This is a genomic window from Nocardioides sp. LHD-245, assembly GCF_030929495.1.
Classification (GTDB): domain Bacteria; phylum Actinomycetota; class Actinomycetes; order Propionibacteriales; family Nocardioidaceae; genus Nocardioides.
In genome coordinates, this window is sequence record NZ_JAVFWN010000014.1 from 38,154 (window position 1) to 62,796 (window position 24,643).

A 24,643-nucleotide genomic window follows, 5' to 3' on the forward strand; every position below is an offset into this window, starting at 1 on the left:
GTGCTCAGGCGGTGCGGACGGCCCGGATGATCTTGCGCCGCAGCACCACCCGGCGCTTGCCGTCCGGCCCGATCTGGACCCGGTCCAGCTCCCAGCCCCCGTGCTCGGCCCGCTCGACGAGCAGCTTGGCGACCATGTTGCGGGAGAACTCGCGGTCGAAGGTCACCCGGTCGAACTCCCACTCGACCCCACGTCCGAGTCCGCGCATCAGACCGGGACGCAGCAAGGAGTGGGTCACGCGGCACCTCCGGACACGTCGTCCAGGGCCGCGCGGATCTCCGGGGGCAGCGTCTTGGCCTCCGAGCCGAGCGCGCCGGCGAGCTGGGCGGCGGTGCGCGCCCCCACGACCGGGGCGGTGACGCCGGGGGAGTCGCGGACCCACACCAGCGCGACCTCCAGCGGGGTCCAGCCCAGGCCGTCGGCCGCCCGGGCCACCGCCTCGACGATGCCGCGGCTGTGCTCGTCGAGATAGGCGTCGACGAAGCCCGCGAAGACGGGCGAGGCGGCGCGCGAGTCGGACGGTGTGCCGGTGCGGTACTTGCCGGTGAGCACGCCCCGCCCCAGCGGCGACCAGGGGAAGAGGCCGAGGCCGAGCGCCTCGACCGCGGGCAGCACCTCGCGCTCGATCCGCCGGTTGACCAGGGAGTACTCCATCTGGGTCGACACGATCCGGGCGCGCCCCGCGACCGCCTCCTGCAGGGTCGCGGCGCGGGCAGTCTGCCAGCCGTTGAAGTTCGAGATGCCGACATAGGTCGCCCGGCCGGTCGCGACCGCGTGGTCGAGCGCGCCCAGGGTCTCCTCGAGCGGTACGTCGTCGCTCCAGATGTGGACCTGCCACAGGTCGACGTGGTCGGTGCCGAGGCGCTTCAGCGACGTGTCGAGACCGCGCAGCATGGCGCCGCGGGACGTGTCGGTGAGTCGCTCCGACCCACGCCGCCAGATCCCCGCCTTGGTGGCGACAACCACCTCCTCACGACGTACGACATCGCCGAGCAGGCTCCCGAGCAGCGCCTCCGAGCGCCCGTCGGTGTAGCCCGCGGCGGTGTCGACGGTCGTCCCGCCGGCCTCGACGAACGCCGTGAGCTGATCGCGTGCCTCGTGTTCGTCGGTGTCCTTGCCCCACGTCATCGTGCCGAGGGCGAGGCGCGACACCTGGAGGCCGCTGGCGCCGACGTACCGCTGCTGCATGGGGCACAAGGTATCCGGCCGGCCGAGCGCGGCGCGCCGGGCACGCCGATGACCGCCGATGACGCGCGTGACCAGCGACTCCCTAGGATGGCGCGTCGTGGCGGACTTCCTGCAGGCAGTGTTCCTCGGCGTGCTCCAGGGACTGACCGAGTTCCTCCCGATCTCCAGCAGCGCGCACCTGCGGATCTTCCCCGACCTGTTCGGCTGGGGCGACCCCGGCGCGGCCTTCACCGCGGTGATCCAGATCGGCACCGAGCTCGCCGTGCTCGTGTACTTCCGCAAGGACATCTGGCGGATCGCTCGCGCCTGGGTGCTGTCGCTGTTCAAGCCGGAGTACCGCGGCGCCCTCGACGCGCGGATGGGCTGGTACATCATCGTCGGCTCGCTCCCGATCGTGGTCCTCGGCGTGCTGCTCAAGGACCTCATCGAGCGCGACTTCCGCAACCTGTGGATCATCGGCTGCACCCTGATCGTCCTCGGCCTGGTCCTCGGCCTCGCGGACCGGATCGGACGCAACGAGAAGGCGATCAAGCAGATGCGGCTGCGCGACGCGGTCCTCATGGGCGGTGCCCAGGCGATGGCCCTCATCCCCGGCGTCTCCCGCTCCGGCGCGACGCTGTCGATGGGCCGCTTCCTCGGCTACGAGCGCGAGGCCGCCACCCGGTTCGCGTTCCTCCTCGCCATCCCGGCCGTCGTCGGTGCCGGGCTCTTCGAGCTCAAGGAGATCGGCGACGTCGGCACGCCCCACGCCGGCGAGGCCGACTACGGCTGGGGGCCGACCATCACCGCCACGATCGTGTCCTTCGTCGTCGGGTACGCCGCCATCGCGTGGCTGCTGCGCTGGGTCAGCACGAAGTCGTACACGCCGTTCGTGGTCTACCGGGTCCTGCTCGGCGCGGCGGTGCTGATCCTGCTCGGTGCCGGCGTGCTCAGTTCCTGATGGTGGTCTGACCAGTCGTCGATTGGGCAGAGACTGCACGCTCTGGGGCCGATTTGTTGCGGTTTGGGACCAAACCGCAACAACTCAGAGCACCCGAGGAGCACCCGGACCGGTCTCAGAACCAGCCGGACTTCTTGAAGAACACCCACAACCCGGCCATCGACGACACCATCAGCGCGATCGCGAACGGGTACCCGAAGGTCCAGCCGAGCTCGGGCATGTGGGTGAAGTTCATGCCGTAGACCCCGGCGATCAGCGTGGGCACCACGACGAGCGCGGCACCGGCGGAGATCTTCCTCATGTCGTCGTTCTGTTGCATCGCGATCCGGGACACATGAGCGTCGAACGCGGTCGACAGGAGTCCGTCGAGGGTGTCCATCTCCTCCGACGCCTGGGCGAGGTGGTCGCTGACGTCGCGGAAGAAGGGTGCCGACGCCGCCTCGACGAGGTCGACGGTGCCGGTGGCGAAGCGCCGCATCGGCTCGCGGAGGGGGAGGACCGCCCGGCGTACCTCGGACAGCTCCCGCTTGAGGACGTAGATCCGGTCGCCGTCCTGGGTTCGCCGGTCGGAGAAGACGGAGGCCTCGACCTCGTCGACGTCGATCTGGAGCTCGGCGACGACCGCGGTGTAGCCGTCGACGACGGCGTCGCAGACGGCGTAGACGACCGCGGAGGGTCCGTGGTCGAGGACGGCCTGCTTCTTCTCGAGGTCGTGGCGGGCGTCGCTGAGGGCCGAGCCCCGGCCGTGCCGGACGGTGATGACGAAGTCGGTGCCGATGAAGACGTTGATCTCGCCGGTCTCCACGGCGTCGTCCTCGTCGACGTACCAGAGGGTCTTGAGGACGAGGAAGAGGCTGTTCTCGTAGGTCTCCAGCTTGGGACGCTGGTGCGCGACGACCGCGTCCTCGACCGCGAGGGGGTGGAGGTCGAAGGCAGTGGCGATCTCGCCGAGCTCGACGTGGCTGGGCTCGTAGAGCCCGACCCAGACGAAGTCGTGCTCATCGCTGGCCGCGGCCCGCAGCGCGGCATAGTCGTGCAGGTGGCAGTCCACCGGGAGGCGGGCGCCGTGCCGGTAGACGGCGCTGTCGACGATCACGGGATCACGCTAGCCCCACCGTCGGCGACGGGGGGCCAGCCGCGCTCAGTGGGGTCACTGCCACGCCCGCACGTAGTCGATCGACATCGTGGCCGGCATCGGCGTGGCGTCGCTCGCCTTGTTGCCCGACGCGCCGAGCAGCATCGTCAGCGCCACGATGTAGGGCTTCTGGAAGGCCTGGTCGCCGGAGGTGTTGACCAGGCACGAGGTGCCGTTGACGAGGATCTCGAGGCGCGTCGGCGTCCACTCCAGGGTGTAGGTGTTGTAGCCGCCGCGCAGCGCCCGGCAGTTCCACGCCGTGTTGCGGCCGGGGACCGGCCCGCCGTTGTCGTTGCGGGTGTAGTGGAGGAAGGGGATCGCGAGGTCGGGGTGCTGCGAGTAGGTCTCGGCGACGTCGATCTCGCCGGCGGCCGGCCACAGGTCGAGCGGCTTCTGGTACCGGTCGTCGGGCCACAGCCAGAACGTCTCCTGCAGGCCGGGTACGACGGTTCCGGTGTTGGCGTAGCGCGCCTCGAACCGCCCGTACCGCTGGCTGAACAGGCGGTGCGTCGACACCATCCCCGACGAGTAGGGCGTCGGTAGCAGCCCGTTGCGCAGGCAGAGGATCGGCTTGTCCTCGCGCCGCAGCGTGAGGTGCAGGGCACCACCGGACACGGAGATGTTGTCCGGGTGGTCCCGGTAGCAGGCATAGCGGCCGAGCTTGTCGCCGCTGCTGAAGACGGTCTGGGGCGCCCAGCGGGTCCGGTCCAGGTCCGCGCCCGAGAAGTCGTCCACGAACGTGCACGACCAGTACGTGCCGTCTGCCCGGCGCGGCTGCGGCCCGCAGGCGTCGGAGGGCCCGGTGGCCTGCTCGGCGCCGCCAGCGGCGGCCCCGGACTGCCAGATCTGGCCCGCCAGGACGCGCGGAAGCGTCTTCGGTCTGCTTCGCCACCGGCCGGCTACGACGCGGACCTGCCCGGCCCGGGTCGCCCGGAGCGCCACCTTCGTGGCGAAGCGGCCGTGGCGCACCCGCACCTTGGCGACGCGCTTCCACTTCCCGCCCCATCGGGCCTGGACGGTCACCCGGCGCTGCCGGGCGCCGCCCGTGACGCGCGCCGTGCCGTCGGCGATCGGCACCACGTCGAGCGTGGGCGTCCGGCCCTGCCGGGCACGGGGCGGCGGCTCGGGCCACGGCTTGCCGCTCGCGGAGGGGACCGGAGGAAGGCCCGCGAGCAGGAGGACCAGGACGGTCAGGGCGAGGACGCCGACGGCATGAGGCGTCGGTGAGCCGACGAGCGATCTGTTCACACCGCGCTCCCGAGTGCGGGTTGAGGAGGTCGTACGCAGACATCGTGGCAGATCCGCTCCCGCCGGGGCGCGCGTCGCGTCGGTGGCTAGGCTCCTCGCCATGGCCACCCTGCTGCTGGTCCGCCACGGCCGGACCACCGCGAACGCCTCCGGCCTGCTCGCCGGCCGGACACCCGGCGTCCAGCTCGACGAGGTGGGCGTCCAGCAGGCGGAGCGGGCCGCGACCCGGATCGCCGCCCTGCCGGTCGCCGTGCTGGTCACCAGCCCGCAGGAGCGGTGCCGGCAGACCGCCCGCGCGGTCGCCTCCGGTCAGCGTCACGCCGGGCACCCGACGACCAGGGCGGTCACCGAGAAGGGACTCGCGGAATGCGACTACGGCGAGTGGCAGGGCCGTCCGATCAAGGACCTGGTCCGCGAACCGCTCTGGAAGACCGTCCAGCGCCAGCCGTCGGCGGCGGTGTTCCCCGGCGGCGAGTCGATGGTGACCATGCAGCATCGCGCGGTGGCCGCCGTACGACGCCTCGACGCCGCCGTGACCCGCGACCACGGTCCCGACGCGGTATGGGTGGCGGTCAGCCACGGCGACATCATCAAGTCGCTGCTGGCCGACGCGCTGGGCATGCACCTCGACCTGTTCCAGCGGATCAATGTCGACCCGGCATCGGTGTCGATCATCCGGTATGCCCCCGACCGGCCCTACGTGCTCGCCAGCAACACCCACGACGGCGACCTGTCCTGGCTGGCTCCGAAGCCCGGCAGGCGCCGTTCGCGGTCTCGCGGAGCGGTCGTCGGCGGTGGCGCCGGACCGGCCTGACCGTGCGTCGATAGGCTCGGGGGCATGCCGATCGTGCACGGATTCGACCCGCCCGAGCGCTTCGTCGCCGGCACCGTCGGCGAGCCCGGCAGCCGCAGCTTCTTCCTCCAGGCGCGGGCCGGCGCGCGGTTGGTGTCGGTCGCCCTGGAGAAGCAGCAGGTCGCGGCGCTCGCCGAGCGGATCGACGAGCTGCTCGACGAGGTGATCGCCGACGGCCGGGCGCGGGCCGTCGTACCCGCGATGACGCCGTTCGGGCTCGCCGACGACCAGCCGCTCGAGCTGCCCATCGAGGAGGAGTTCCGCGCGGGCACGATGACCCTGTCGTGGGATCCCGACGACGAGCGGGTCGTGGTCGAGGTGTTCCCCGTCGGCGAGGAGCCGGTCGAGCTGACCGACGGCGAGGATCCCGCCGAGCTGCTCCTCGTCCGCCTGGAGCCGGGACAGGCCCGGGCGTTCGTCCGGCGCGCCGAGCACGTCGTCGGCGCCGGCCGGCCCAGCTGCCCCTTCTGCGGCCACCCGATCGACCCCGAGGGTCATCTGTGCGTGCGGGCCAACGGGTTCAAGCGCCGCGAGCCATGATCCTCAAGGGTCGGATCATGCCGGCCTCCAACGCGACCTTCCTCGCCGAGCTCGACGGTCGCGAGGTGGTCTACAAGCCGGTGGCGGGGGAGCGGCCGCTGTGGGACTTCCCGGACGGCACGCTGGCCGACCGCGAGGTCAGCGCCTATCTGGTCTCGGAGGCCACCGGCTGGAACCTGGTGCCGCGCACCTGGTGGGGTGAGGGACCGCACGGTCCCGGCATGGTCCAGGAGTGGCAGGAGGTCGACCCCGACGACAGTGCCGTGGACCTGGTCCGCTCCGGCGAGTCGCCGGCGGGCTGGCTCGAGGTCGTCGAGGGGCTCGATGAGCGCGACCACCCGGTGACCCTCGTGCACGAGGACTCCCTCATGCTGCGCCGGATGGCGGTCTACGACGTCCTGGTCAACAACGCCGACCGCAAGGGCGGGCATGTCCTGGCCATGCCGGGCGGGCACCGGTACGGCGTCGACCACGGCGTCGCGTTCCACCACGAGGCCAAGCTGCGGACGGTTCTGTGGGGCTGGGCCGGGACGCCGTTGACGACCGAGGAGACCGAGGTGGTGGCCGTCGTGCTGTCCGCGCTCCGCGGCGACCTCGGCGAGCGGCTCGGCGCCCATCTCGCCGAACACGAGATCCGCGCGCTGGAGCGGCGTACCGAACGGCTGCTGGCCGCAGGCGAGCTCCCCGGCCCGTCCGGCAGCTGGCCGGCGATCCCCTGGCCGCCCTTCTAGAGCCAACCCCTAACATCGAGGCATGCGCGCATGGAACGCACCGGGCCTCCCGGTGCTCCCGGTCTCCGGCCCCCAGGTCGTCCTCCACGACACCGCCTCCGGCGGCAGGGTCGAGAGTCGGCCGGACGGTGCCGCACGCCTCTACGTCTGCGGCATCACGCCGTACGACGCCACGCACATCGGCCATGCCAACACCTATGTGGCGTTCGACCTGCTCAACCGGGCCTGGCGCAACGCGGGCCACGAGGTGAGCTACGTCCAGAACGTCACCGACGTCGACGACCCGCTGCTGGAGCGGGCCGACAAGGTGGGCGTCGACTGGGTCGAGCTCGCCGAGCGCGAGACCGAGCTGTTCCGCAAGGACATGGAGGCGCTCCGCGTCCTCCCTCCGGTCGCCTACGTCGGGGCGGTCGAGTCGATCCCGCTGGTCATCGAGCTCATCGAGCGCCTCGACGCCGCCGGATCCGTCTACCGCGTCGATCAGGATCTCTACTTCTCGGTCACCGCGGACCCCGCCTTCGGCGCGGAGTCCAACTACGACCGCGACACGATGCTCCGCTTCTTCGGCGAGCGCGGCGGCGACCCGGACCGGCCGGGCAAGAAGGACCCGCTCGACTGCGTCGTGTGGCGCGGCGAGCGCGACGGCGAGCCCGCCTGGGAGAGCCCGTTCGGCCGCGGCCGACCCGGATGGCACATCGAGTGCGCCGCGATCGCGCTGACCCACCTCGGTGGCGCGTTCGACGTCCAGGCCGGCGGCAGCGACCTGGTCTTCCCGCACCACGAGATGTGCGCCGGCCACGTCCAGGTGGCGACGGGTGAGCCCTTCGCGAAGGTGTACACGCACGCCGGGATGGTCGCCTACGACGGCGAGAAGATGTCGAAGTCGCTCGGCAACCTGGTCTTCGTCTCCGCGCTGCGCAACAGCGACATCGACCCGATGGCGATCCGGCTGGCGCTGCTGCGCCACCACTACCGCGGCGACTGGGAGTGGACCGACGCCCACCTGTGGCAGGCCGTCGACGACGTCGCGGCCTGGCGCCGAGCGCTGGCACTCGGTGCGGGCGCGCCCGCCGCGCCCGTGGTCGAGGAGATCCTCGCCGCCCTGGCCGACGACCTGGATGCCCCGCGCGCCACGGCCGCCGTCGACGCCTGGGTCGCCGCCACCCTCGGCACGGACGGCCTCGCGGACACCAGCGACACCAACGCGGCGGTCACTCTGCTGCCGGTGCTCGACGCTGCACTGGGGCTCGCGCTCTAGTCTCCGGGCGGCGCGACCGGGCGTCGTACGGGCGTGCCGTGGCGGGTGGAACAGGTTGCGATTGGGCAGAAACTGCATCTGATCGGCCCGAAAACGTGCGGTTTGGGACCAAACCGCAGAGCCCGAGGCCCGCAGGCGCGGCCCCGTTCAGTCCCCGTCGCCGCGGCGCTTGAGGTACCGCTCGAACTCCCGGGCGATCGCCTCGCCGGACGCCTCGGGCAGGTCGGCGGTGTCTCGTGACTCCTCCAGCGAGCGGACGTACTCCGCGATGTCCTCGTCCTCCTCGGCCAGCTCGTCGACCCCGCGCTCCCAGGCCCGGGCCTCGTCGGGGAGGTCGCCGAGGGGGACGGGGATCTCCAGCAGGTCCTCGAGCCGGGAGAGCAGCGCGAGGGTCGCCTTCGGGCAGGGGGGCTGGGCGACGTAATGGGGGACGGCGGCCCAGTAGGACACCGCGGGGATGTCGACCCGGGCGCAGGCGTCCTGGAGTACGCCGACGATGCCGGTCGGCCCCTCGTACGTCGACTGCTCGAGCACCAGCCGGTCCATCAGGTGGGCCTCGGTCGCTGAGCCGGACACCGGGATCGGTCGGGTGTGCGGGCTGTCGGACAGGAGGGCGCCGATGGTGACGAACAGCTCGGTGCCGAGGTCGGCGATGGTCTCGAGGATCTCGTCGGTGAACTGGCGCCAGCGCATGTTGGGCTCGATCCCGCGCACCAGGATCACGTCGCGATCCAGGTCGGGGGGAGAGGCCACCGCGATGTGGGTGCTCGGCCAGGTCAGCTTGCGGAACCCGTTCTCGTCGATGCCGACGGTCGGTCGGTTGACCTGGAAGTCGTAGTACTCCTCGGGGTCGATCGCCGCGACGACCTTGGCGTCCCAGGCCCTCATCAGGTGGTCCACGACCGCTGTCGCCGACTCGGCGGCGTCGTTCCATCCCTCGAACGCTGCGATCACCACGGGCCGGACCAGCTCGGGGATCGTCTCGATCTCCATCACCATGCCAGCCTAGTCAGCCGAACGTGGGTAACATCAGCAGCAGTCGAGAGGCGTTGCAACGGACGAGCCATCCACCGGCCCGTCCGCCACGCTCGGCCGAGACACCAAGGGCGCCTTCCATACTCTGGAAGGATGGTTTTCATGGCTCAGGACAGGCCGCACAGCGCCGCATGGCAGCCCGACGCGACCGACGAGCTCACGCAGCTGCTGGGCGAGCGGATCGTCATCCTCGACGGCGCCATGGGCACCGCCATCCAGCGCGACCGCCCCGACGAGGCCGGCTACCGCGGCGAGCGCTTCGCCGACCGCGAGGAGTGGCCCAGCGACCTGATCGGCAACAACGACCTGCTGTCGATCACCCAGCCCGAGATCATCGCCGGCATCCACCGCGAGTACCTCGACGCCGGCGCCGACATCATCGAGACCAACACCTTCAACTGCAACGCGATCTCGCTCAGCGACTACGGCATGGCGGAGCTCTCCCACGAGCTCAACCTCGAGGCGACCCGCCTGGCCCGGCGGATCGCCGACGAGGTCACCGCCGAGACCGGACGCAAGCGGTACGTCGCCGGCGCGCTCGGGCCCACGACGCGGACGGCGTCGATCAGTCCCGACGTCAACGACCCGAGCGCGCGCAACGTCTCCTACGAGCAGCTGGTCGACGCCTACCTCGACGCCGCCCGCGGCCTGGTCGACGGTGGCGCGGACCTGCTGTTCATCGAGACGATCTTCGACACCCTCAACGCCAAGGCCGCGATCTTCGCGGTCGAGACGCTGTTCGAGGAGGCCGGCCGGCGCTGGCCGGTCGTCATCTCCGGCACCATCACCGACGCGTCCGGCCGCACCCTGTCCGGCCAGGTCACCGAGGCGTTCTGGGACTCGGTCCGCCACGCGCAGCCGCTGGCCGTGGGCCTCAACTGCGCGCTGGGCGCCAAGGAGATGCGGCCCTACGTCGCCGAGCTGTCACGGCTCGCCGACTCCTTCGTGTCGGTGTACCCGAACGCCGGACTGCCCAACGCGTTCGGCGAGTACGACGAGGCACCGGGCGACACCGCCGCGGTGCTGGTCGAGTTCGCCGAGGCGGGCTTCCTCAACGTCGTCGGCGGCTGCTGCGGCACCACGCCCGACCACATCGCCGAGATCGCACGGCAGATGGAGGGCCGCGCGGTCCGTCAGCCGGTGACCCATCAGCCGGCGATGCGGCTCTCCGGCCTCGAGCCGTTCACCATCACCGACGACAGCCTGTTCGTCAACGTCGGTGAGCGGACCAACATCACCGGCTCGGCGCGCTTCCGCAACCTGATCAAGGACGGCGACTACGACACCGCGCTGTCCGTCGCCGCCCAGCAGGTCGAGGCCGGCGCCCAGGTCATCGACGTCAACATGGACGAGGGCATGATCGACGGCGTCGCCGCGATGGACCGCTTCGTCAAGCTGATCGCCAGCGAGCCCGACATCAGCCGCGTGCCGCTGATGATCGACTCCTCGAAGTGGGAGGTCATCGAGGCCGGCCTGCGCTGCGTCCAGGGCAAGCCGATCGTCAACTCGATCTCCATGAAGGAGGGCGAGGAGAAGTTCGTCGAGCAGGCGCGACTGTGCAAGAAGTACGGCGCCGCCGCGGTCGTGATGGCCTTCGACGAGGACGGCCAGGCCGACAACCTCGAGCGCCGCAAGGCGATCTGCGAGCGCGCCTACCGGATCCTGGTCGACCAGGTCGGCTTCCCGGCCGAGGACATCATCTTCGACCCCAACGTGTTCGCGGTCGCCACGGGCATCGAGGAGCACGCGACGTACGGCCTCGACTTCATCGAGGGCACGCGCTGGATCAAGCAGAACCTGCCGGGCGCGAAGGTGTCCGGCGGCATCTCCAACGTGTCCTTCAGCTTCCGCGGCAACAATGCGGTGCGCGAGGCGATCCATGCCGTCTTCCTGTTCCACGCGATCGAGGCGGGCCTAGACATGGGGATCGTCAACGCCGGTGCGTTGGTGCCCTACGACACCATCGACCCCGACCTGCGCGACGCGATCGAGGATGTCGTGCTCAACCGCACCGACGACTCGCTGGCCGCCACCGAGCGCCTGCTCGAGCTCGCCGAGCGGCACCGGGGGTCCGGTGAGGTCGTCGAGGCGGCCGAGGAGAAGTGGCGCGCACTGCCGGTCGGCGAGCGGATCACCCATGCCCTGGTGAAGGGCTTGGACGGCTTCGTCGAGGCCGACACCGAGGAGCTGCGCCAGGAGATCGCGGCGCGCGGCGGCCGCCCGATCGAGGTGATCGAGGGTCCGCTGATGGACGGCATGAACGTCGTGGGCGACCTCTTCGGTGCCGGCAAGATGTTCCTCCCGCAGGTCGTGAAGTCGGCGCGGGTGATGAAGAAGGCCGTGGCGTACCTGATCCCCTTCATCGAGGAGGAGAAGGCCGCCAACCCCGAGCTGGCCAGCCAGAAGGACACCAACGGCACGATCGTGCTCGCGACCGTCAAGGGCGACGTCCATGACATCGGCAAGAACATCGTCGGCGTCGTGCTCTCGTGCAACAACTACGAGGTCATCGACCTCGGCGTGATGGTGCCGGCGCAGAAGATCCTCGACACGGCCAAGGAGGTCGGCGCCGACATCATCGGCCTGTCCGGCCTGATCACGCCGAGCCTCGACGAGATGGTCGGGTTCGCGACCGAGATGCAGCGCCTCGGGCTCGAGATCCCGCTGCTCATCGGTGGCGCGACGACCTCGCGGGCCCACACGGCGGTCAAGATCGACAGGAAGTACGACGGCCCGGTGGTCTGGGTCAAGGACGCCTCCCGGTCGGTCCCGACCGCGGCCGCCCTCCTCGACGACCGCCAGCGCCCTGCCCTGCTGGAGGCGACCAAGGCCGACTACGACGCGCTGCGGGCCCGCCACTCGCAGAAGTCCGAGCGCCCGCAGCTGTCCTTCGCCGACGCACAGGACAACAAGTCGCCGATCGACTGGGCCGGGTACGCCCCGCCGCAGCCGAGGTCGCCCGGCGTGCACGTGCTCGCCGACTACGACCTCACCGAGCTGCGCGACTATGTCGACTGGCAGCCGTTCTTCAACGCGTGGGAGATGAAGGGCAAGTTCCCCGACATCCTCAACAGCCCGACGCACGGCGAGGCCGCCCGCAAGCTGTACGACGACGCGCAGGTCATGCTCGACCGGCTGGTCGAGGAGAAGTGGCTGACCGCCAACGGCGTCTACGGCCTGTTCCCGGCGGCGAGCAACGGCGAGGACGTCGTCGTGTACGCCGACGAGTCCCGCTCCGCCGTACGCACCACGCTGCACCAGCTGCGCCAGCAGGGCCAGCACCGCCAGGGCGTCCCGAACCGCTCGCTGGCCGACTACGTCGCACCTGTCGGCGCCGACCTGGCTCCGGGCGGCGGCGACTGGGTGGGCGCGTTCGCGGTCACGGCCGGCATCGGCACCACCGAGCGGATCATGGCGTTCAAGGAGGAGCTCGACGACTACTCCGCCATCCTGCTCGAGGCCCTCGCCGACCGCCTGGCCGAGGCCTTCGCTGAGCGCCTGCACCAGCGGGTGCGCACCGAGTTCTGGGCGCACGTCCCGGAGGAGCAGCTGACCAACGAGGACCTGATCGCCGAGAAGTACACCGGCATCCGGCCCGCGCCCGGCTATCCCGCCTGCCCGGACCACACCGAGAAGCGCACCATCTGGGAGCTGCTCGACGTCCAGGCGTCGACCGGCATCGAGCTGACGGAGTCGATGGCGATGTGGCCCGGCGCGTCGGTCTCCGGTCTCTACTACAGCCACCCCGAGGCGCAGTACTTCGTCGTCGGCCGTCTCGGCCGCGACCAGATCGAGGACTACGCCGCCCGGAAGGGCTGGAGTGTCACAGAGACGGAGAAGTGGCTGTCCCCGAACCTGGGCTACGACCCGGACGACTGAGCCTCACGCGTCGAGGAGGGCGCCGATCTCCGCAGTCAGCCACCGCTGGTAGGCGCTGCGGGTCCAGCCCCGCTGCGCGACCAGGCGGTGGTAGTTGTCGGGCGCCATCAGCAGCCAGAGCCGGTCCTGGGCGTGCTGCGGCGGCAGGGCGGGGGCCGCGTGCAGCCGGGCGAGGAGGTGGCCGGCACCGACGTGGCGCTCGGCCTCGGCCGTCTCCCACAGCTCGGCCACCACGGGATCGGTACCCGACGCGCCGCGGATCACCTCGTGCACGTCGTGGTAGCGCGCGTTGACCGCCGCGATGTGCGCAGCGGTGAGCTCGACGGCTCGGCCGAGGTCTCCGGCGCGGGCGATCGCGGCCACGTCGGCCCGCTCGGTGACCGTGCGAGGGTCGTCGTCGCCGGCCATGGCGACGTCGCGGACCACCTTGAGCAGCGTCGCCTTGTTGCCGACCGCGGCGAACACGGTCGGCTTGCTGACGCCGGCCAGGGTCGCGACCTGCGCGATCGTGGTGGCGCCGTACCCCTGGTCGACGAAGAGCTCGTGGGCCGCTCGGAGAACCGCGGCCCTCGAGGCCTCGGCCTGGCCGGTGCGCAGCGGCGAGTGGTAGGTGCGCTTCTTGACGTCGGCCATCCCCGGAGCCTACCGTCGACATATTGGTTAGACAGTCGGTAGGTCAACTACCGGTGTCCCGTCCGAGGGAGCGTCCGATAAGTCTCGCCTACATCGCCCAGGCCGCCGATCACGACCGACTCGAGTGGATCGACGGCAAGGAGCTGCAGATCCTGCTCGACGGCTCGCAGACCGGGAACCAGGTCACGGTGGTCCGCAGCCGCCTCGGCGCCGGCTCGGCGTCGCCGCTGCACCTGCACCGCAACGAGGATGAGATGTTCGTCGTCCTGAAGGGCCACGGCACCTTCTGGGTCGGAGAGGAGCAGCACGAGGTCGGGGAGGGCGGTGTCCTGTTCCTGCCGCGCGACGTCCCCCACGCCTACCGCTTCGACGCACCGGAGGTCGACCTGCTCACCATCTGCACGCCGAGCGGCATGGAGGGCTTCTTCCGCGGTGCCGGCCGTCGCGTCACCGACCCGCGACCGGACGGGTGGCAGATCACCATGGCGGCGCTGGCGGCCGCGGCGGCCGCCGGCGGCCAGGAGATCCTGGGTCCCCCGCCCGGCTGACCCCGACTCGGGTGGACGGGTCACGCACCGGTCGTGACCGCGGCCGCGGCGATCGCCACGTAGACCCCGGCGACGGGGAGCCGCCGTAGCCGCGGGTGCCGCACGGTCCGGTTCCGCTCGCGGGCGCGCCGCCGCACCCGACGGCCGAGCAGACCGGCCGACACGGCGTAGGTGAGGTCGACGAGCAAGGCGACGAGCACCGTGACGATGCCGAGCGCGAGGACCTCCGCCTGGGCGGCGACCCCCGTCGCGCCGGGCGTCAGGAACTGGGGCAGGAAGGCCAGGAAGAACAGTGCGACCTTCGGGTTGAGCAGGTTCATCAGGAGGCCGTCGGCGTACACCCGGCCCAACGCCGGCGGTGACCCGACGGACGGGTCGCCGGCTCCGGCCCGGCGCCGGGCCAGCTCGCGGACCGCGAGGTGGACGAGGTACGCCGCCCCGAGGTAGCGGATCACCGCGAAGGCGGTCGGGCTGGCGGCGATCAGCGCCGAGAGCCCCAGCGCCGTGGCGACGGCGTACCCGGCGGTGCCGGTCTCGACGCCGAGGGCGGACACCACCCCGGCCCGGACGCCGTGCGCCATGCCGCGGGTGGTGATGTACAGGACGTTCGGGCCGGGCATGCCGACCAGGACCACGGAGGCCGCGGCGAAGGCGACCAGCTGCGCGGGCTCGAGGGCCAGACTCATGAGGAGCTCCGTTTCGGGCGGCTGCGGGGACTTCCCCTAGCGTGGTCGCCGACCGCCCTGTCGGGCCCGGGCCAATGGAGGCGCAAGTGGATCGTTTTCGCGACCCCGACGAGCTGGTCCGCGTGCTGGGAGACCGGATGTCGACGGGCGGCGCGCTCTACCGCCGGCTCGCCACGGCCGTGGCCGACGCGATCAGCGCGGGGGAGCTCGTGGCGGGCGACCGGCTGCCGTCCGAGCGCGACCTCGCCCATGCGCTGCACCTGAGCCGGGCGACCGTGGTGGCGGCGTACGACGAGCTGCGGGGCCGTGGCCTGGTGGAGAGCCGGCAGGGCAGCGGCAGCCGGGTGGCCACGCCCGCCGACCGGGCGCCGGCGGCGGTGACGCGCCGGCTCCGGCGGGGTCTCTCGGCGGAGTCCCTGCGGCGGTTCGACGAGACGCCGGACGGCCTCATCTCCATGAGGCACGCCGTCGAGCCCGGAGACCCGCGGATCGCCTCGGCCGTCGCGGACGTGGTCGAGGAGGATCTGCCGACGCTGCTCGACGAGATCGGCTACACCCCGCGCGGTCTGCCGGCGCTGCGGGTGGCGCTCGCGGAGCACCACACCCGTCTGGGGCTCCCGACGACGCCCGACGAGGTCCTGGTCACGACCGGGACCCAGCAGGCGCTGTCCCTCGTCGCGCAACTGCTGCTCGAGCGGGGTGCGACGGTCGCCGTCGAGTCGCCCAGCTGGCCCGGTTGCTTCGACACCTTCAGCGCGGTCGGTGCGCGGATGATCGGCGTCGGTCTCGACGACGAGGGGCCGCAGGTCGACCGGCTGCGCGCGGCACTGGCCAGCGAGCCCGTGTCGGCGCTGTTCGTGATGCCGACCTTCCACAACCCGACCGGGCTCCTGATGTCGGATGCGCGCCGTCGCGTGGTGGCCCGGGTCGCGGCCGAGCACGGCGTCCCCGTCGTCGAGGACCACGGCTACTCGACGCCCCTGGTCGTCGACGGCGCCCTCCCGCCACCGATCGCGGCGTACGCCCCGCGGACCGGGCGGGTCTTCACCGTCGGCTCCCTGTCGAAGTCGCTGTGGGCCGGCCTGCGCCTCGGCTGGGTCCGCGCGAGCGCGGCCGACATCGACCGCCTCGGCTACCTCAAGGCCAACGCCGACATGGGCACCCCGCTGCTCGACCAGGCGGTGGCCACCCGGCTGCTGCCCGTCCTGCCCACGCTCACCGAGGACCGGACCGCGGCGGCGCTCGAGCGCCTCGCGCACGCCACCGCGCTCCTGGGCGAGCACCTCCCGGACTGGAGCTGGCGGGTGCCCGAGGGCGGCACCGCGCTGTGGATCCGGCTGCCCGGGTACGACGCCGCGGTGCTCGCCCGGGTCGCCTTGCGGCACGGAGTCGAGGTCACGCCGGGCCGGGAGACCGATCCCTCCGGCGCCTGGGACGACCACCTCCGGCTCCCGTTCACCTTCGATCCGGCGCTGATGACCGAGGCGGTCCGGCGGCTGACGGCCGCCGCGGATGAGCTGAGCGGGCGCTCCGCCTCCTAGCCTGGCACCGTGACCCTCCCCGCCGCCGTCCTGTGGGACATGGACGGAACTCTCGTCGACACCGAGCCCTACTGGATGGCGACCGAGGAGGCCATCGCCGAGGAGTACGGCGGCACCTGGACCCACGCGGACGCGATGCACCTGGTCGGCAACGACCTGCTCGTGTCGGGGGAGTACATCAGGGCCAAGCTGGGCCTCGCCCAGTCCGCCGAGGAGGTCGTCGAGATGCTCCTCGACGGCGTCGTCGCCCAAGTGCGGCACGCCGTGCCGTGGTGCCCGGGCTCCCGCGAGCTGCTCCTCGCCCTCCACGAGGCGGGCGTGCCGTGCGCCCTGGTGACAATGTCCTACCAGCGCTTCGTCGCCCCGATCCTCGAGCACCTGCCGCCCGAGACGTTCCGGGTGATCGTCACCGGCGACATGGTCGACAACGGCAAGCCGCACCCGGAGGCCTATCTCACCGCGGCCGCCGCGCTCGGCGTCGACCCGGCCGACTGCGTGGCCGTCGAGGACTCGCCGACCGGCGCCACCTCGGCGGAGGCGGCGGGCTGCCGGGTGCTCGTCGTCCCCAACCACGTGCCGGTGCCGCCGGGACCGGGCCGGGCCTTCCGGACGACCCTCGAGGGGGTCACTCCGGCGGAGCTGGGCTCACTGCGCCGACGACCGGGCTGACCGGCTCCCGCGGCTCCCGGGGCTCGGGGTAGGGAGGCGGGGTGCCGCCGTACGCCGGGCAGATCGCCTGGTGGACGCACCACCGGCAGCCCGCGCCCTTGCGCGCCTCGAACTCCTTGCGCTCCGTCGCCGCCCGGATCGCGTCCCAGACCGCCAGCACCTTGCGCTCGGTGGCCAGGAGGTCCCGCTCGTCGGGCTCGTAGCGCAGCACCTCGCTGTTGCCGAGGTAGACCAGCTGGAGCATGCGCGGCACCACGCCGCGCATCCGCCACAGGACGAGCGCATAGAACTTCAGCTGGAACAGCGCCTTGCCCTCGAACATCTCGTGGGGGGAGGGGCCCGTCTTGTAGTCGCAGATCCGGATCGCGCCGTCGGGAGCGACGTCGACCCGGTCGATGACGCCGCGCAGGAGCAGCTTGGCGTCGGTCAGCGTCTCGACGTACAGCTCGCGCTCGGCGGGCTCGAGCCGGGTCGGGTCCTCGAGGTCGAAGTACTTGGCGAGGGTGTCGTGGCACGACGCCAGCCACTCGGCGATCTCGGGACCATCGACGGGGAACATCGAGACCACGGCGGGCTCGATCTCCTGGAGCTCCTCCCACGCCGGGGCGAGCAGTGCGTCGGCCTGCTCGGGGGTGCGCTCGGCGGCGGGCAGGTCGAAGAGCTGCTCCAGCACCCGGTGGATGACCGTGCCGCGCACGGCGGGCGGGGACGGCGGCTCCGGGAGCCGGTCGATGCTGCGGAACCGGTAGAGCAGGGGGCAGTTCAAGAAGTCGCCGACCCGCGACGGCGAGAGCGCACCCAGCACGTCGACGCCGTCGACGCGGGTGCCACCGCGCTCGGACGGGTCGGCCGGCTCGATGCCGGCTGCGGCGGAGGTGGTCGTCATGGGAGCGACAGTAGGCCAGGCCTCCGACAACCGGCCGGAGGCCACCGGCGCCAGGACCCAGCCGGATCCCGGATAGCCTCGGTACGTGTCCGGCCCTCACCGTCCCGCCCCCGCGCGCGCGCCGCTGCCCCGGGGGATGTTCCGGATCGGGCGGATCGCGGGCAGCGACGTGTTGGTGTCTAGCTCGTGGTTCCTGATCGCCGGGCTGATCGCGCTGATCATGGGACCGCGCGTCGACCAGGTCCAGCCCGGTCTGGGCGGCTGGAAGTACGTCGTCGGCGTCGCCTTCGCGATCGCGCTCTACCTGGCCGTGCTGCTCCACGAGGCCTCCCACGCCATCGTGGCCCGACGGTTCGGCTTCACGGTGCACTCCATCACCCTCCACTTCCTGGGCGGCGCGACCGCGATCGAGGGGGAGGCCCGTCGGCCGCGGCAGGAGTTCTGGATCGCCGTGGTCGGTCCGCTCACCTCGCTCGCCGTGGGCGCGGCGGCGCTCGGGCTGTGGTTCGTCACGCCGAGCGGCCTGCTGCTCCTCGTCATCGAGGGCCTCGCCGGGGCCAACCTGATGATCGGCGTCCTCAACCTGGTCCCCGGCCTCCCGCTCGACGGCGGCCGGGTCCTGAAGGCGGGCGTCTGGGCTCTCACCGGCCAGGTCCACACCGGGACGGCGGTCGCCGCCTGGACCGGACGCGGCGTCGCGGTCCTCGTCGGCCTCGCGGCCCTGTGGTGGTCGCTCGACGGTGCCGTGTTCAACCCCCTCGTGCTGCTCGTCGTCGCCTTGTTCCTGTGGACGGGCGCCAGCCAGGCGCTGACGGTGGCCGGCATCACCCGCCAGTTCAGCGGCGTCGTCGCCAGCGACCTGGCCCGCCGGGCGCTGGCGGTACCGGGCGACCTCCCCCTGGCGGAGGCGATGCGCCGGGCGCTGGAGGCCAGTGCCGGCAGCATCATCACGACGACCACCGACGGCCGCCCGGTGGGCGTGGTCGACGAGAGCGCCGCGCGCGCCGTACCGGCTGAGCGGACACCGTGGGTGGCCGTGTCGACGGTCGCGCGCACGCTCGAGCCCGGGCTGACGGTGTCGATGCGGATCACCGGCGCCGCGCTCCTCGACACCGTCCGGACCACGCCGGCCTCCGAGTACGTCCTGCTCGACGACGACGGTCGCGTGTACGGCGTGCTCTCCGCGGCCGACCTGATCCGGGCCGTACGACGGTGAGCTGGCCGGTGCCGATAGATTGCGCCGGTGACCGATGCGCCTCTCAGCCACTCCGGCGACGTTTCCCCCGACGCCTGGTCAGGCGTCCACCGCGGGCCGCTACGGGCCGGTGAGTGGGTCCGGCTCGTCGACGGCAAGGGTCGCAAGCACAACTTCGAGCTCGTCCCCGGCAAGCGGTTCTTCTCCAACAAGGGCCACCTCGAGCACGACGAGCTGATCGGCCGTGAGGAGGGCTTCGCCGTCACCTCGTCGGTGGGCGGCGAGTACCTCGTCTTCCGCCCGTTGCTCTCCGAGTTCGTCGTCTCCATGCCGCGCGGCGCGGCCGTGGTCTACCCGAAGGACTCCGCCCAGATCATCGCCATGGCCGACATCTTCCCCGGCGCCCATGTCGTCGAGGCCGGCGTCGGCTCCGGCGCCCTCACCTGCTCGCTGCTGCGTGCGGTGGGACCCCACGGCCGAGTGTCGTCGTACGAGCGTCGCGAGGAGTTCGCCGACGTCGCCCGGCGCAACGTCACCCAGTTCTTCGGCGGCGACCACCCCGCCTGGGCACTCACCCTCGGTGACCTCGCCGAGGAGCTCCCGGCGTCGGGGGAGCGCTGTGACCGGATCATCCTCGACATGCTCGCTCCCTGGGACTGCCTCGAAGCCGCCGCCGACGCGCTGCTCCCCGGCGGCATCGTGTGCGCGTACGTCGCCACGACCACCCAGCTCTCCAAGTTCGTCGAGGCGGTCCGGGTCCACGGCGGCTTCACCGAGCCGGCCCCGTGGGAGTCGCTGGTGCGGGACTGGCACGTCGAGGGGCTCGCCGTGCGCCCGGGGCACAAGATGATCGGTCACACCGCGTTCTTGGTGACCGCTCGCCGGATGGCTCCAGGGGAGCGTGCCCCGCTCAAGAAGCGGCGTCCCGCTCCCGGCGCCTACGGGCCCGACTACACCGGTCCCCGTCCGCCCGGTGTCCCCGAGACCCCGGCTGCCGACTGAGGCTCCGGACGTTGCGGTTTGGTCCCAAACCGCATGAATTCCGGCCCGAAACATGCGGTTTGGGACCAAACCGCATTAATCACTCGCCTGTAACACCCTCACGAGTAGGGTCGTTTCCAGGAGGTGTGCCATGACGAGCATGGGAGAAGGCACGACAGGCGGACACCGTTCCCCGAGTCGTGAGGAGCTCGAGGACCAGGTGCGTTACCTCGAGGAGGAGATCCACGACCTGCGCCGCCGCCTGGTCGACACCCCGACCGGGGCCGCCCGGTCGCTGGAGTCCCGGTTGGCCGAGGCGCAGCGATCCCTCGCCGCGGTCACGGCCCAGAACGAGCGTCTCGCGGGGACCCTGCGCGACGCCCGGGACCAGATCCTCAAGCTCAAGGAGGAGGTCGACCGGCTGGCACAGCCGCCGGCGGGCTTCGGGACCTTCCTGCAGCGCAACGAGGACGACACCGTCGACGTCTTCACCGGCGGCCGCAAGCTCCGGGTGACGGTCAGCCCCGCCGTCGAGCTCGACGAGCTGCGCCGCGGCCAGGAGGTCATGCTCAACGAGGCGCTCAACGTCGTCGCCGCCTTCGCCTACGAGACCGTCGGCGAGGTCGTCATGTTCAAGGAGCTGCTGGCCGACGGTGAGCGGGTCCTGGTCATCGCCAACGCCGACGAGGAGCGCGTGGTCCGTCTCGCCGACCCGCTGCTCGGGGAGACCCTCCGCGCGGGCGACTCGCTGCTCCTCGACTCGCGTGCCGGCTACGTCTACGAGCGGGTGCCGAAGTCGGAGGTCGAGGAGCTGGTCCTCGAAGAGGTGCCCGACATCACCTACGAGACCATCGGCGGCCTGGGCAACCAGATCGAGATGATCCAAGACGCCGTCGAGCTGCCGTACCTCTACCCCGAGCTGTTCGCCGAGCACGAGCTCAAGCCGCCCAAGGGCATCCTGCTCTACGGCCCCCCGGGCTGCGGCAAGACGCTCATCGCCAAGGCGGTCGCCAACTCGCTGGCCAAGAAGGTCGCCGCCAAGACCGGCCAGGAGGGGAAGTCGTACTTCCTCAACATCAAGGGCCCCGAGCTCCTCAACAAGTACGTCGGCGAGACCGAGCGCCACATCCGGCTGGTCTTCCAGCGGGCCCGTGAGAAGGCGAGCACCGGTACGCCGGTCATCGTGTTCTTCGACGAGATGGACTCGCTCTTCCGCACCCGCGGCTCCGGCGTCTCCTCCGACGTCGAGAACACCATCGTCCCGCAGCTGCTCAGCGAGATCGACGGCGTCGAGCTGCTGGAGAACGTGCTGGTCATCGGTGCGTCCAACCGCGAGGACATGATCGACCCGGCGATCCTGCGCCCCGGTCGGCTCGACGTGAAGATCAAGATCGAGCGTCCGGACGCCGAGTCCGCGCGCGACATCTTCAGCAAGTACCTCACCGCCAACCTGCCTCTGCACACCGACGACCTCGCCGAGTTCGGCGGCGACCGGCAGGCGACCGTGTCCGGCATGATCCGCGCCGCCGTCGAGCGGATGTACTCCGAGACCGAGGAGAACCGGTTCCTGGAGGTGACCTACGCCAACGGCGACAAGGAGGTCCTGTACTTCAAGGACTTCAACTCCGGCGCGATGATCCAGAACATCGTCGACCGGTCGAAGAAGATGGCCATCAAGGACTTCCTCGAGCACGAGCAGAAGGGCCTGCGGGTCTCGCACCTGCTCCAGGCCTGCGTCGACGAGTTCAAGGAGAACGAGGACCTGCCCAACACGACCAACCCCGACGACTGGGCGCGAATCTCCGGCAAGAAGGGCGAGCGGATCGTGTTCATCCGCACCCTCATCACCGGCAAGCAGGGCACCGAGCCGGGCCGCTCGATCGATACGGTCAACGACACGGGGCAGTACCTCTGAGGCCCGCTTGGCCCCCTCGCTAGGGTGGGCCACGTCCCCGAACGTCCCCCTTCCGACAGGAGCCCCCCGTGGTCAAGAAGCTCATCATCGTCGCCCTCGTCGCGCTCGGCGTCACCGCCGCGGTGAAGGTCGCCAAGGGTCGCTGACCCCTGACGCGAACGGGCCCCGCACCACTCGGTGCGGGGCCCGTTGCGTCACCGCCCGCGCAGGTACCACGCGCGGGCGACGTGGTAGGCGCCGTAGCAGGCCAGCCCGACCGCGACGACCAGGATCACGCCGCGGCCGTACGGCTCGTCGCGGAACCTCACGACCGCCTGGTCCAGGCCGCCCGACCTGCTCGGGTCGTGAGTCACGCCCGCCCACGCGAACAGCACGCCGATCACGGCGAAGGCCGCGCCCCGGCTCAGGTAGCCGGCCCGGGCCAGCACTGAGATCACGGTGCCCGTGGCTCCGGTCTGCCCGTCCACCTCGAGGTCGTCGCGCCACCCGTCGCCGAGCCCCTTGACGGCGCTGATCGCGCCGACGCCGACGATGCCGACGCCGAGCGCGACGACGATCGCCGGCCCGACCGGCAGATCGAGCAGCGCGACCGTCACGCCCTGGGGCGTACGCCGTCCGCCGCCCCCGTCGCCGAGTGCCGAGCGGACCGCGAGCACGGTCAGGAGGCCCAGGACGACGGTGCGCCCGCCGCAGCCCGCCCGGACGGCCCACCGGTCCGCCCCGTCCGGCCCGTCCGACCCGTCCGGCCCACGGACGACGCGGACCGCCTGATCGACGGCGAGCCCGGCCAGGCCGGCGGCGACCAGCCAGAGGGTCACCCGACCGACGGGGTCCTCGGCCAGCTGCTGGAAGGCACCCTGCCCCGACGGGGTGCCCTGCCGGTCGCCGAGGGCGAGCGCGGCGGCCAGCCAGGCGACCAGCCCGTAGACAAGTCCGTAGGCGACCCGGCCGGCCCGGGCGAGTCGGTCCAAAGCCGGGTGGTCGTGCATGCCCGAGGAGGTACCCGCACGCGGCGTACCGATGCCGGAGCGTCGGCGTACCCGTAGGCTGGACGCATGAGCGTGCGCCGCGTGATGGGCACCGAGGTGGAGTACGGCATCTCGGTCCAGGGCCAGCCGACCGCCAACCCGATGGTGGCGTCGTCGCAGGTCGTCAACGCGTACGCCACGGCCACCGTGCGAGCCCGTCGCGCGCGCTGGGACTTCGAGGAGGAGTCGCCGCTGCGCGACGCCCGCGGCTTCGACATGTCGCGGCAGATCGCCGACCCGACCCAGCTCACCGACGAGGATCTCGGCCTCGCCAACGTCATCCTCACCAACGGTGCCCGGCTCTACGTCGACCACGCCCACCCGGAGTACTCCACCCCGGAGGTCGTCAGCCCGCTCGACATCGTCCGCTGGGACAAGGCGGGGGAGCAGGTCATGCTCGACGCCGCCCGGCGCGCACAGCAGCTGCCCGGCAACCCGTCGATCGTTCTCTACAAGAACAACACCGACAACAAGGGCGCCTCGTACGGCGCGCACGAGAACTACCTCATGCGCCGCTCGACCCCGTTCGCCGACATCGTCCGGCACCTGACCCCCTTCTTCGTGAGCCGACAGGTCTTCTGCGGCGCGGGCCGGGTCGGCAAGGGCCAGGACGGGCGCGACCACGGCTTCCAGATCAGCCAGCGTGCCGACTTCTTCGAGGTCGAGGTCGGGCTCGAGACCACGCTGAAGCGGCCGATCATCAACACGCGCGACGAGCCGCACGCCGACCCGGAGAAGTACCGCCGCCTGCACGTCATCATCGGCGACGCCAACCTGGCCGAGATCGCGACCTACCTCAAGGTCGGCACGACCTCACTGGTCCTCGCGATGATCGAGGACCGCTTCATCGGCCGCGACCTGGCCGTCGATACGCCGGTCGCGGCGCTGCGGGCCGTGTCCCACGACCCGACGTTGCGCCAGACGGTCACCATGGCCGACGGGCGGAGGCTGACCGGTATCCAGCTGCAGCTCGAGTACCTCGACCTCGCGAAGAAGTACGTCGAGGACCGCTACGGCGTCGATGCCGACGCCCAGACGGTCGACGTACTGGCCCGTTGGGAGGACGTGCTCACCCGTCTCGAGTCCGACCCGATGTCGCTGGCCGACCAGCTCGACTGGGTCGCCAAGCTCAGGCTGATCGAGCAGTACCGCTCGCGCGACGGCCTGGCCTGGGACGACGCGAAGCTGCAGCTCATCGACTACCAGTACTCCGACATCCGGCCCGAGAAGGGGCTCTACCACCGCCTCGTCGGCGCGGGGCGGATCCAGCGGCTGCTCACCGACGACGACGTCGACCGGGCGATGACGAACCCGCCCGAGGAGACCCGCGCCTACTTCCGCGGCCGCTGCCTGGAGAAGTACGCCGCCGACATCGCCGCCGCGTCCTGGGACTCGGTGATCTTCGACCTGCCCGGACGCGAGTCGCTCCAGCGCGTTCCCACGATCGATCCGCTGCGGGGCAGCAAGGCGCACGTCGGGGAGCTGATCGAGCGGTGCGCGACGGCTGACGAACTCGTCCGCGCGCTCAGCCGCTAGGTGGATAGGCTGGAGCCATGGCCCAGGAGCAGAAGCAGCCGCGCAAGTCCGACGAGGCGGAGGAGACGACCGAGGTCGCTCCCGAGTCCGAGGTGGCCGAGCGCAAGGAGGCCCTCGACGACGACGTCGACGCGATCCTCGACGAGATCGACGACGTGCTCGAGACCAACGCCGAGGACTTCGTGAAGTCGTTCATCCAGAAGGGTGGCGAGTAGTCC

23 protein-coding genes are annotated in these 24,643 nt (G+C 71.4%); 14 read left to right on the forward strand and 9 right to left on the reverse strand.

What is annotated here, in order from left to right; translation table 11 throughout:
- Positions 1-4 precede the first annotated feature (4 nt).
- Together RB608_RS20120 and RB608_RS20125 are read right to left on the reverse strand one after the other, a co-directional pair.
- Positions 5-238 carry a DUF5703 family protein gene (locus RB608_RS20120; RefSeq protein WP_392391023.1) on the reverse strand — a complete coding sequence of 78 codons (234 nt, stop codon included), beginning with the start codon at positions 236-238 and terminating at the stop codon, positions 5-7.
- Positions 235-1,188: an aldo/keto reductase gene (locus RB608_RS20125; protein WP_308089838.1), complete on the reverse strand. Its 954-nt coding sequence runs from the start codon at positions 1,186-1,188 to the stop codon at positions 235-237. The genes RB608_RS20120 and RB608_RS20125 overlap by 4 nt, the downstream gene beginning before the upstream one ends.
- A 97-nt stretch (positions 1,189-1,285) precedes the next feature.
- Between RB608_RS20125 and RB608_RS20130 the strand changes: the two genes are divergently transcribed.
- A complete protein-coding gene (locus tag RB608_RS20130) occupies positions 1,286-2,128 on the forward strand; it encodes an undecaprenyl-diphosphate phosphatase (protein WP_308089839.1) in 843 nt (280 codons plus the stop codon).
- A 115-nt stretch (positions 2,129-2,243) separates the two neighbouring features.
- Here RB608_RS20130 and corA read toward each other — a convergent pair whose 3' ends face one another.
- Together corA and RB608_RS20140 are read right to left on the reverse strand one after the other, a co-directional pair.
- A complete protein-coding gene (corA, locus tag RB608_RS20135) occupies positions 2,244-3,224 on the reverse strand; it encodes a magnesium/cobalt transporter CorA (RefSeq protein ID WP_308089840.1) in 981 nt (326 codons plus the stop codon).
- A 54-nt stretch (positions 3,225-3,278) separates the two neighbouring features.
- Complete coding sequence (locus tag RB608_RS20140; RefSeq protein WP_308089841.1) at positions 3,279-4,511, reverse strand: glycoside hydrolase family 16 protein; 1,233 nt, start codon at positions 4,509-4,511, stop codon at positions 3,279-3,281.
- A 100-nt stretch (positions 4,512-4,611) separates the two neighbouring features.
- On the opposite strand from RB608_RS20140, the gene RB608_RS20145 reads away from it, so the two are divergent.
- Genes RB608_RS20145 through mshC form a run of 4 tightly spaced genes read left to right on the forward strand, consistent with a single transcriptional unit; the run spans position 4,612 to position 7,893 of the window.
- The gene (locus tag RB608_RS20145; RefSeq protein ID WP_308089842.1) at positions 4,612-5,325 is read left to right on the forward strand and encodes a histidine phosphatase family protein; all 714 of its coding nucleotides are present in this window, start codon (positions 4,612-4,614) and stop codon (positions 5,323-5,325) included.
- Between the two features lie 24 nt (positions 5,326-5,349).
- The gene (locus RB608_RS20150) at positions 5,350-5,904 is read left to right on the forward strand and encodes a DUF3090 domain-containing protein (RefSeq protein ID WP_308089843.1); all 555 of its coding nucleotides are present in this window, start codon (positions 5,350-5,352) and stop codon (positions 5,902-5,904) included.
- Positions 5,905-5,921: 17 nt separating this feature from the next.
- The gene (locus RB608_RS20155) at positions 5,922-6,635 is read left to right on the forward strand and encodes an SCO1664 family protein (protein WP_308089844.1); all 714 of its coding nucleotides are present in this window, start codon (positions 5,922-5,924) and stop codon (positions 6,633-6,635) included.
- A 22-nt stretch (positions 6,636-6,657) separates the two neighbouring features.
- Entirely contained in the window at positions 6,658-7,893 is a 1,236-nt protein-coding gene (gene mshC, locus RB608_RS20160; RefSeq protein WP_308089845.1) for a cysteine--1-D-myo-inosityl 2-amino-2-deoxy-alpha-D-glucopyranoside ligase, read from the forward strand.
- A 147-nt stretch (positions 7,894-8,040) separates the two neighbouring features.
- Here the strand turns inward: mshC and RB608_RS20165 are convergent, their stop codons facing one another.
- Positions 8,041-8,886 (reverse strand): PAC2 family protein, encoded by an 846-nt coding sequence (locus tag RB608_RS20165; protein WP_392391030.1) that lies wholly within the window; start codon positions 8,884-8,886, stop codon positions 8,041-8,043.
- A gap of 144 nt (positions 8,887-9,030) precedes the next feature.
- Between RB608_RS20165 and metH the strand changes: the two genes are divergently transcribed.
- Complete coding sequence (gene metH / locus RB608_RS20170) at positions 9,031-12,807, forward strand: methionine synthase (RefSeq protein ID WP_308089847.1); 3,777 nt, start codon at positions 9,031-9,033, stop codon at positions 12,805-12,807.
- Positions 12,808-12,810: 3 nt separating this feature from the next.
- Here the strand turns inward: metH and RB608_RS20175 are convergent, their stop codons facing one another.
- On the reverse strand, positions 12,811-13,440 hold the full coding sequence (locus RB608_RS20175; protein ID WP_308089848.1) for a helix-turn-helix domain-containing protein: 630 nt from the start codon (positions 13,438-13,440) through the stop codon (positions 12,811-12,813).
- 53 nt (positions 13,441-13,493) lie between these two features.
- Between RB608_RS20175 and RB608_RS20180 the strand changes: the two genes are divergently transcribed.
- A complete protein-coding gene (locus RB608_RS20180) occupies positions 13,494-13,988 on the forward strand; it encodes a cupin domain-containing protein (protein ID WP_308089849.1) in 495 nt (164 codons plus the stop codon).
- 20 nt (positions 13,989-14,008) lie between these two features.
- On the opposite strand, the gene RB608_RS20185 is transcribed toward RB608_RS20180, so the two are convergent.
- Positions 14,009-14,674 (reverse strand): LysE family translocator, encoded by a 666-nt coding sequence (locus RB608_RS20185; RefSeq protein ID WP_308089850.1) that lies wholly within the window; start codon positions 14,672-14,674, stop codon positions 14,009-14,011.
- A gap of 86 nt (positions 14,675-14,760) precedes the next feature.
- Here RB608_RS20185 and RB608_RS20190 point away from each other — a divergent pair, with 86 nt between their 5' ends.
- The gene (locus RB608_RS20190; protein ID WP_308089851.1) at positions 14,761-16,215 is read left to right on the forward strand and encodes a PLP-dependent aminotransferase family protein; all 1,455 of its coding nucleotides are present in this window, start codon (positions 14,761-14,763) and stop codon (positions 16,213-16,215) included.
- A 9-nt stretch (positions 16,216-16,224) separates the two neighbouring features.
- On the forward strand, positions 16,225-16,884 hold the full coding sequence (locus RB608_RS20195; RefSeq protein ID WP_308089852.1) for an HAD family hydrolase: 660 nt from the start codon (positions 16,225-16,227) through the stop codon (positions 16,882-16,884).
- On the opposite strand, the gene RB608_RS20200 is transcribed toward RB608_RS20195, so the two are convergent.
- Positions 16,841-17,770 carry a PD-(D/E)XK nuclease family protein gene (locus RB608_RS20200; RefSeq protein WP_308089853.1) on the reverse strand — a complete coding sequence of 310 codons (930 nt, stop codon included), beginning with the start codon at positions 17,768-17,770 and terminating at the stop codon, positions 16,841-16,843. The two genes, RB608_RS20195 and RB608_RS20200, sit on opposite strands and share 44 nt — an antisense overlap.
- An 85-nt stretch (positions 17,771-17,855) precedes the next feature.
- Here RB608_RS20200 and RB608_RS20205 point away from each other — a divergent pair, with 85 nt between their 5' ends.
- The 3 genes from RB608_RS20205 (at position 17,856) to arc (ending at position 21,861) form a co-directional block, all read left to right on the forward strand.
- A complete protein-coding gene (locus RB608_RS20205) occupies positions 17,856-18,986 on the forward strand; it encodes a site-2 protease family protein (protein ID WP_308089854.1) in 1,131 nt (376 codons plus the stop codon).
- Between the two features lie 27 nt (positions 18,987-19,013).
- Positions 19,014-19,967 (forward strand): tRNA (adenine-N1)-methyltransferase, encoded by a 954-nt coding sequence (locus tag RB608_RS20210; protein ID WP_308089855.1) that lies wholly within the window; start codon positions 19,014-19,016, stop codon positions 19,965-19,967.
- 130 nt (positions 19,968-20,097) lie between these two features.
- Positions 20,098-21,861, forward strand: a complete 1,764-nt coding sequence (gene arc / locus RB608_RS20215; RefSeq protein ID WP_308089856.1) for a proteasome ATPase — start codon at positions 20,098-20,100, stop codon at positions 21,859-21,861.
- 194 nt (positions 21,862-22,055) lie between these two features.
- On the opposite strand, the gene RB608_RS20220 is transcribed toward arc, so the two are convergent.
- Positions 22,056-22,850, reverse strand: coding sequence for a DUF1206 domain-containing protein (locus RB608_RS20220; RefSeq protein WP_308089857.1), 795 nt, complete (start codon positions 22,848-22,850; stop codon positions 22,056-22,058).
- A 66-nt stretch (positions 22,851-22,916) separates the two neighbouring features.
- Here RB608_RS20220 and dop point away from each other — a divergent pair, with 66 nt between their 5' ends.
- Together dop and RB608_RS20230 are read left to right on the forward strand one after the other, a co-directional pair.
- Positions 22,917-24,425: a depupylase/deamidase Dop gene (gene dop / locus RB608_RS20225; RefSeq protein WP_308089858.1), complete on the forward strand. Its 1,509-nt coding sequence runs from the start codon at positions 22,917-22,919 to the stop codon at positions 24,423-24,425.
- 17 nt (positions 24,426-24,442) lie between these two features.
- Positions 24,443-24,640 carry a ubiquitin-like protein Pup gene (locus RB608_RS20230; RefSeq protein ID WP_308089859.1) on the forward strand — a complete coding sequence of 66 codons (198 nt, stop codon included), beginning with the start codon at positions 24,443-24,445 and terminating at the stop codon, positions 24,638-24,640.
- Positions 24,641-24,643: the final 3 nt, after the last annotated feature.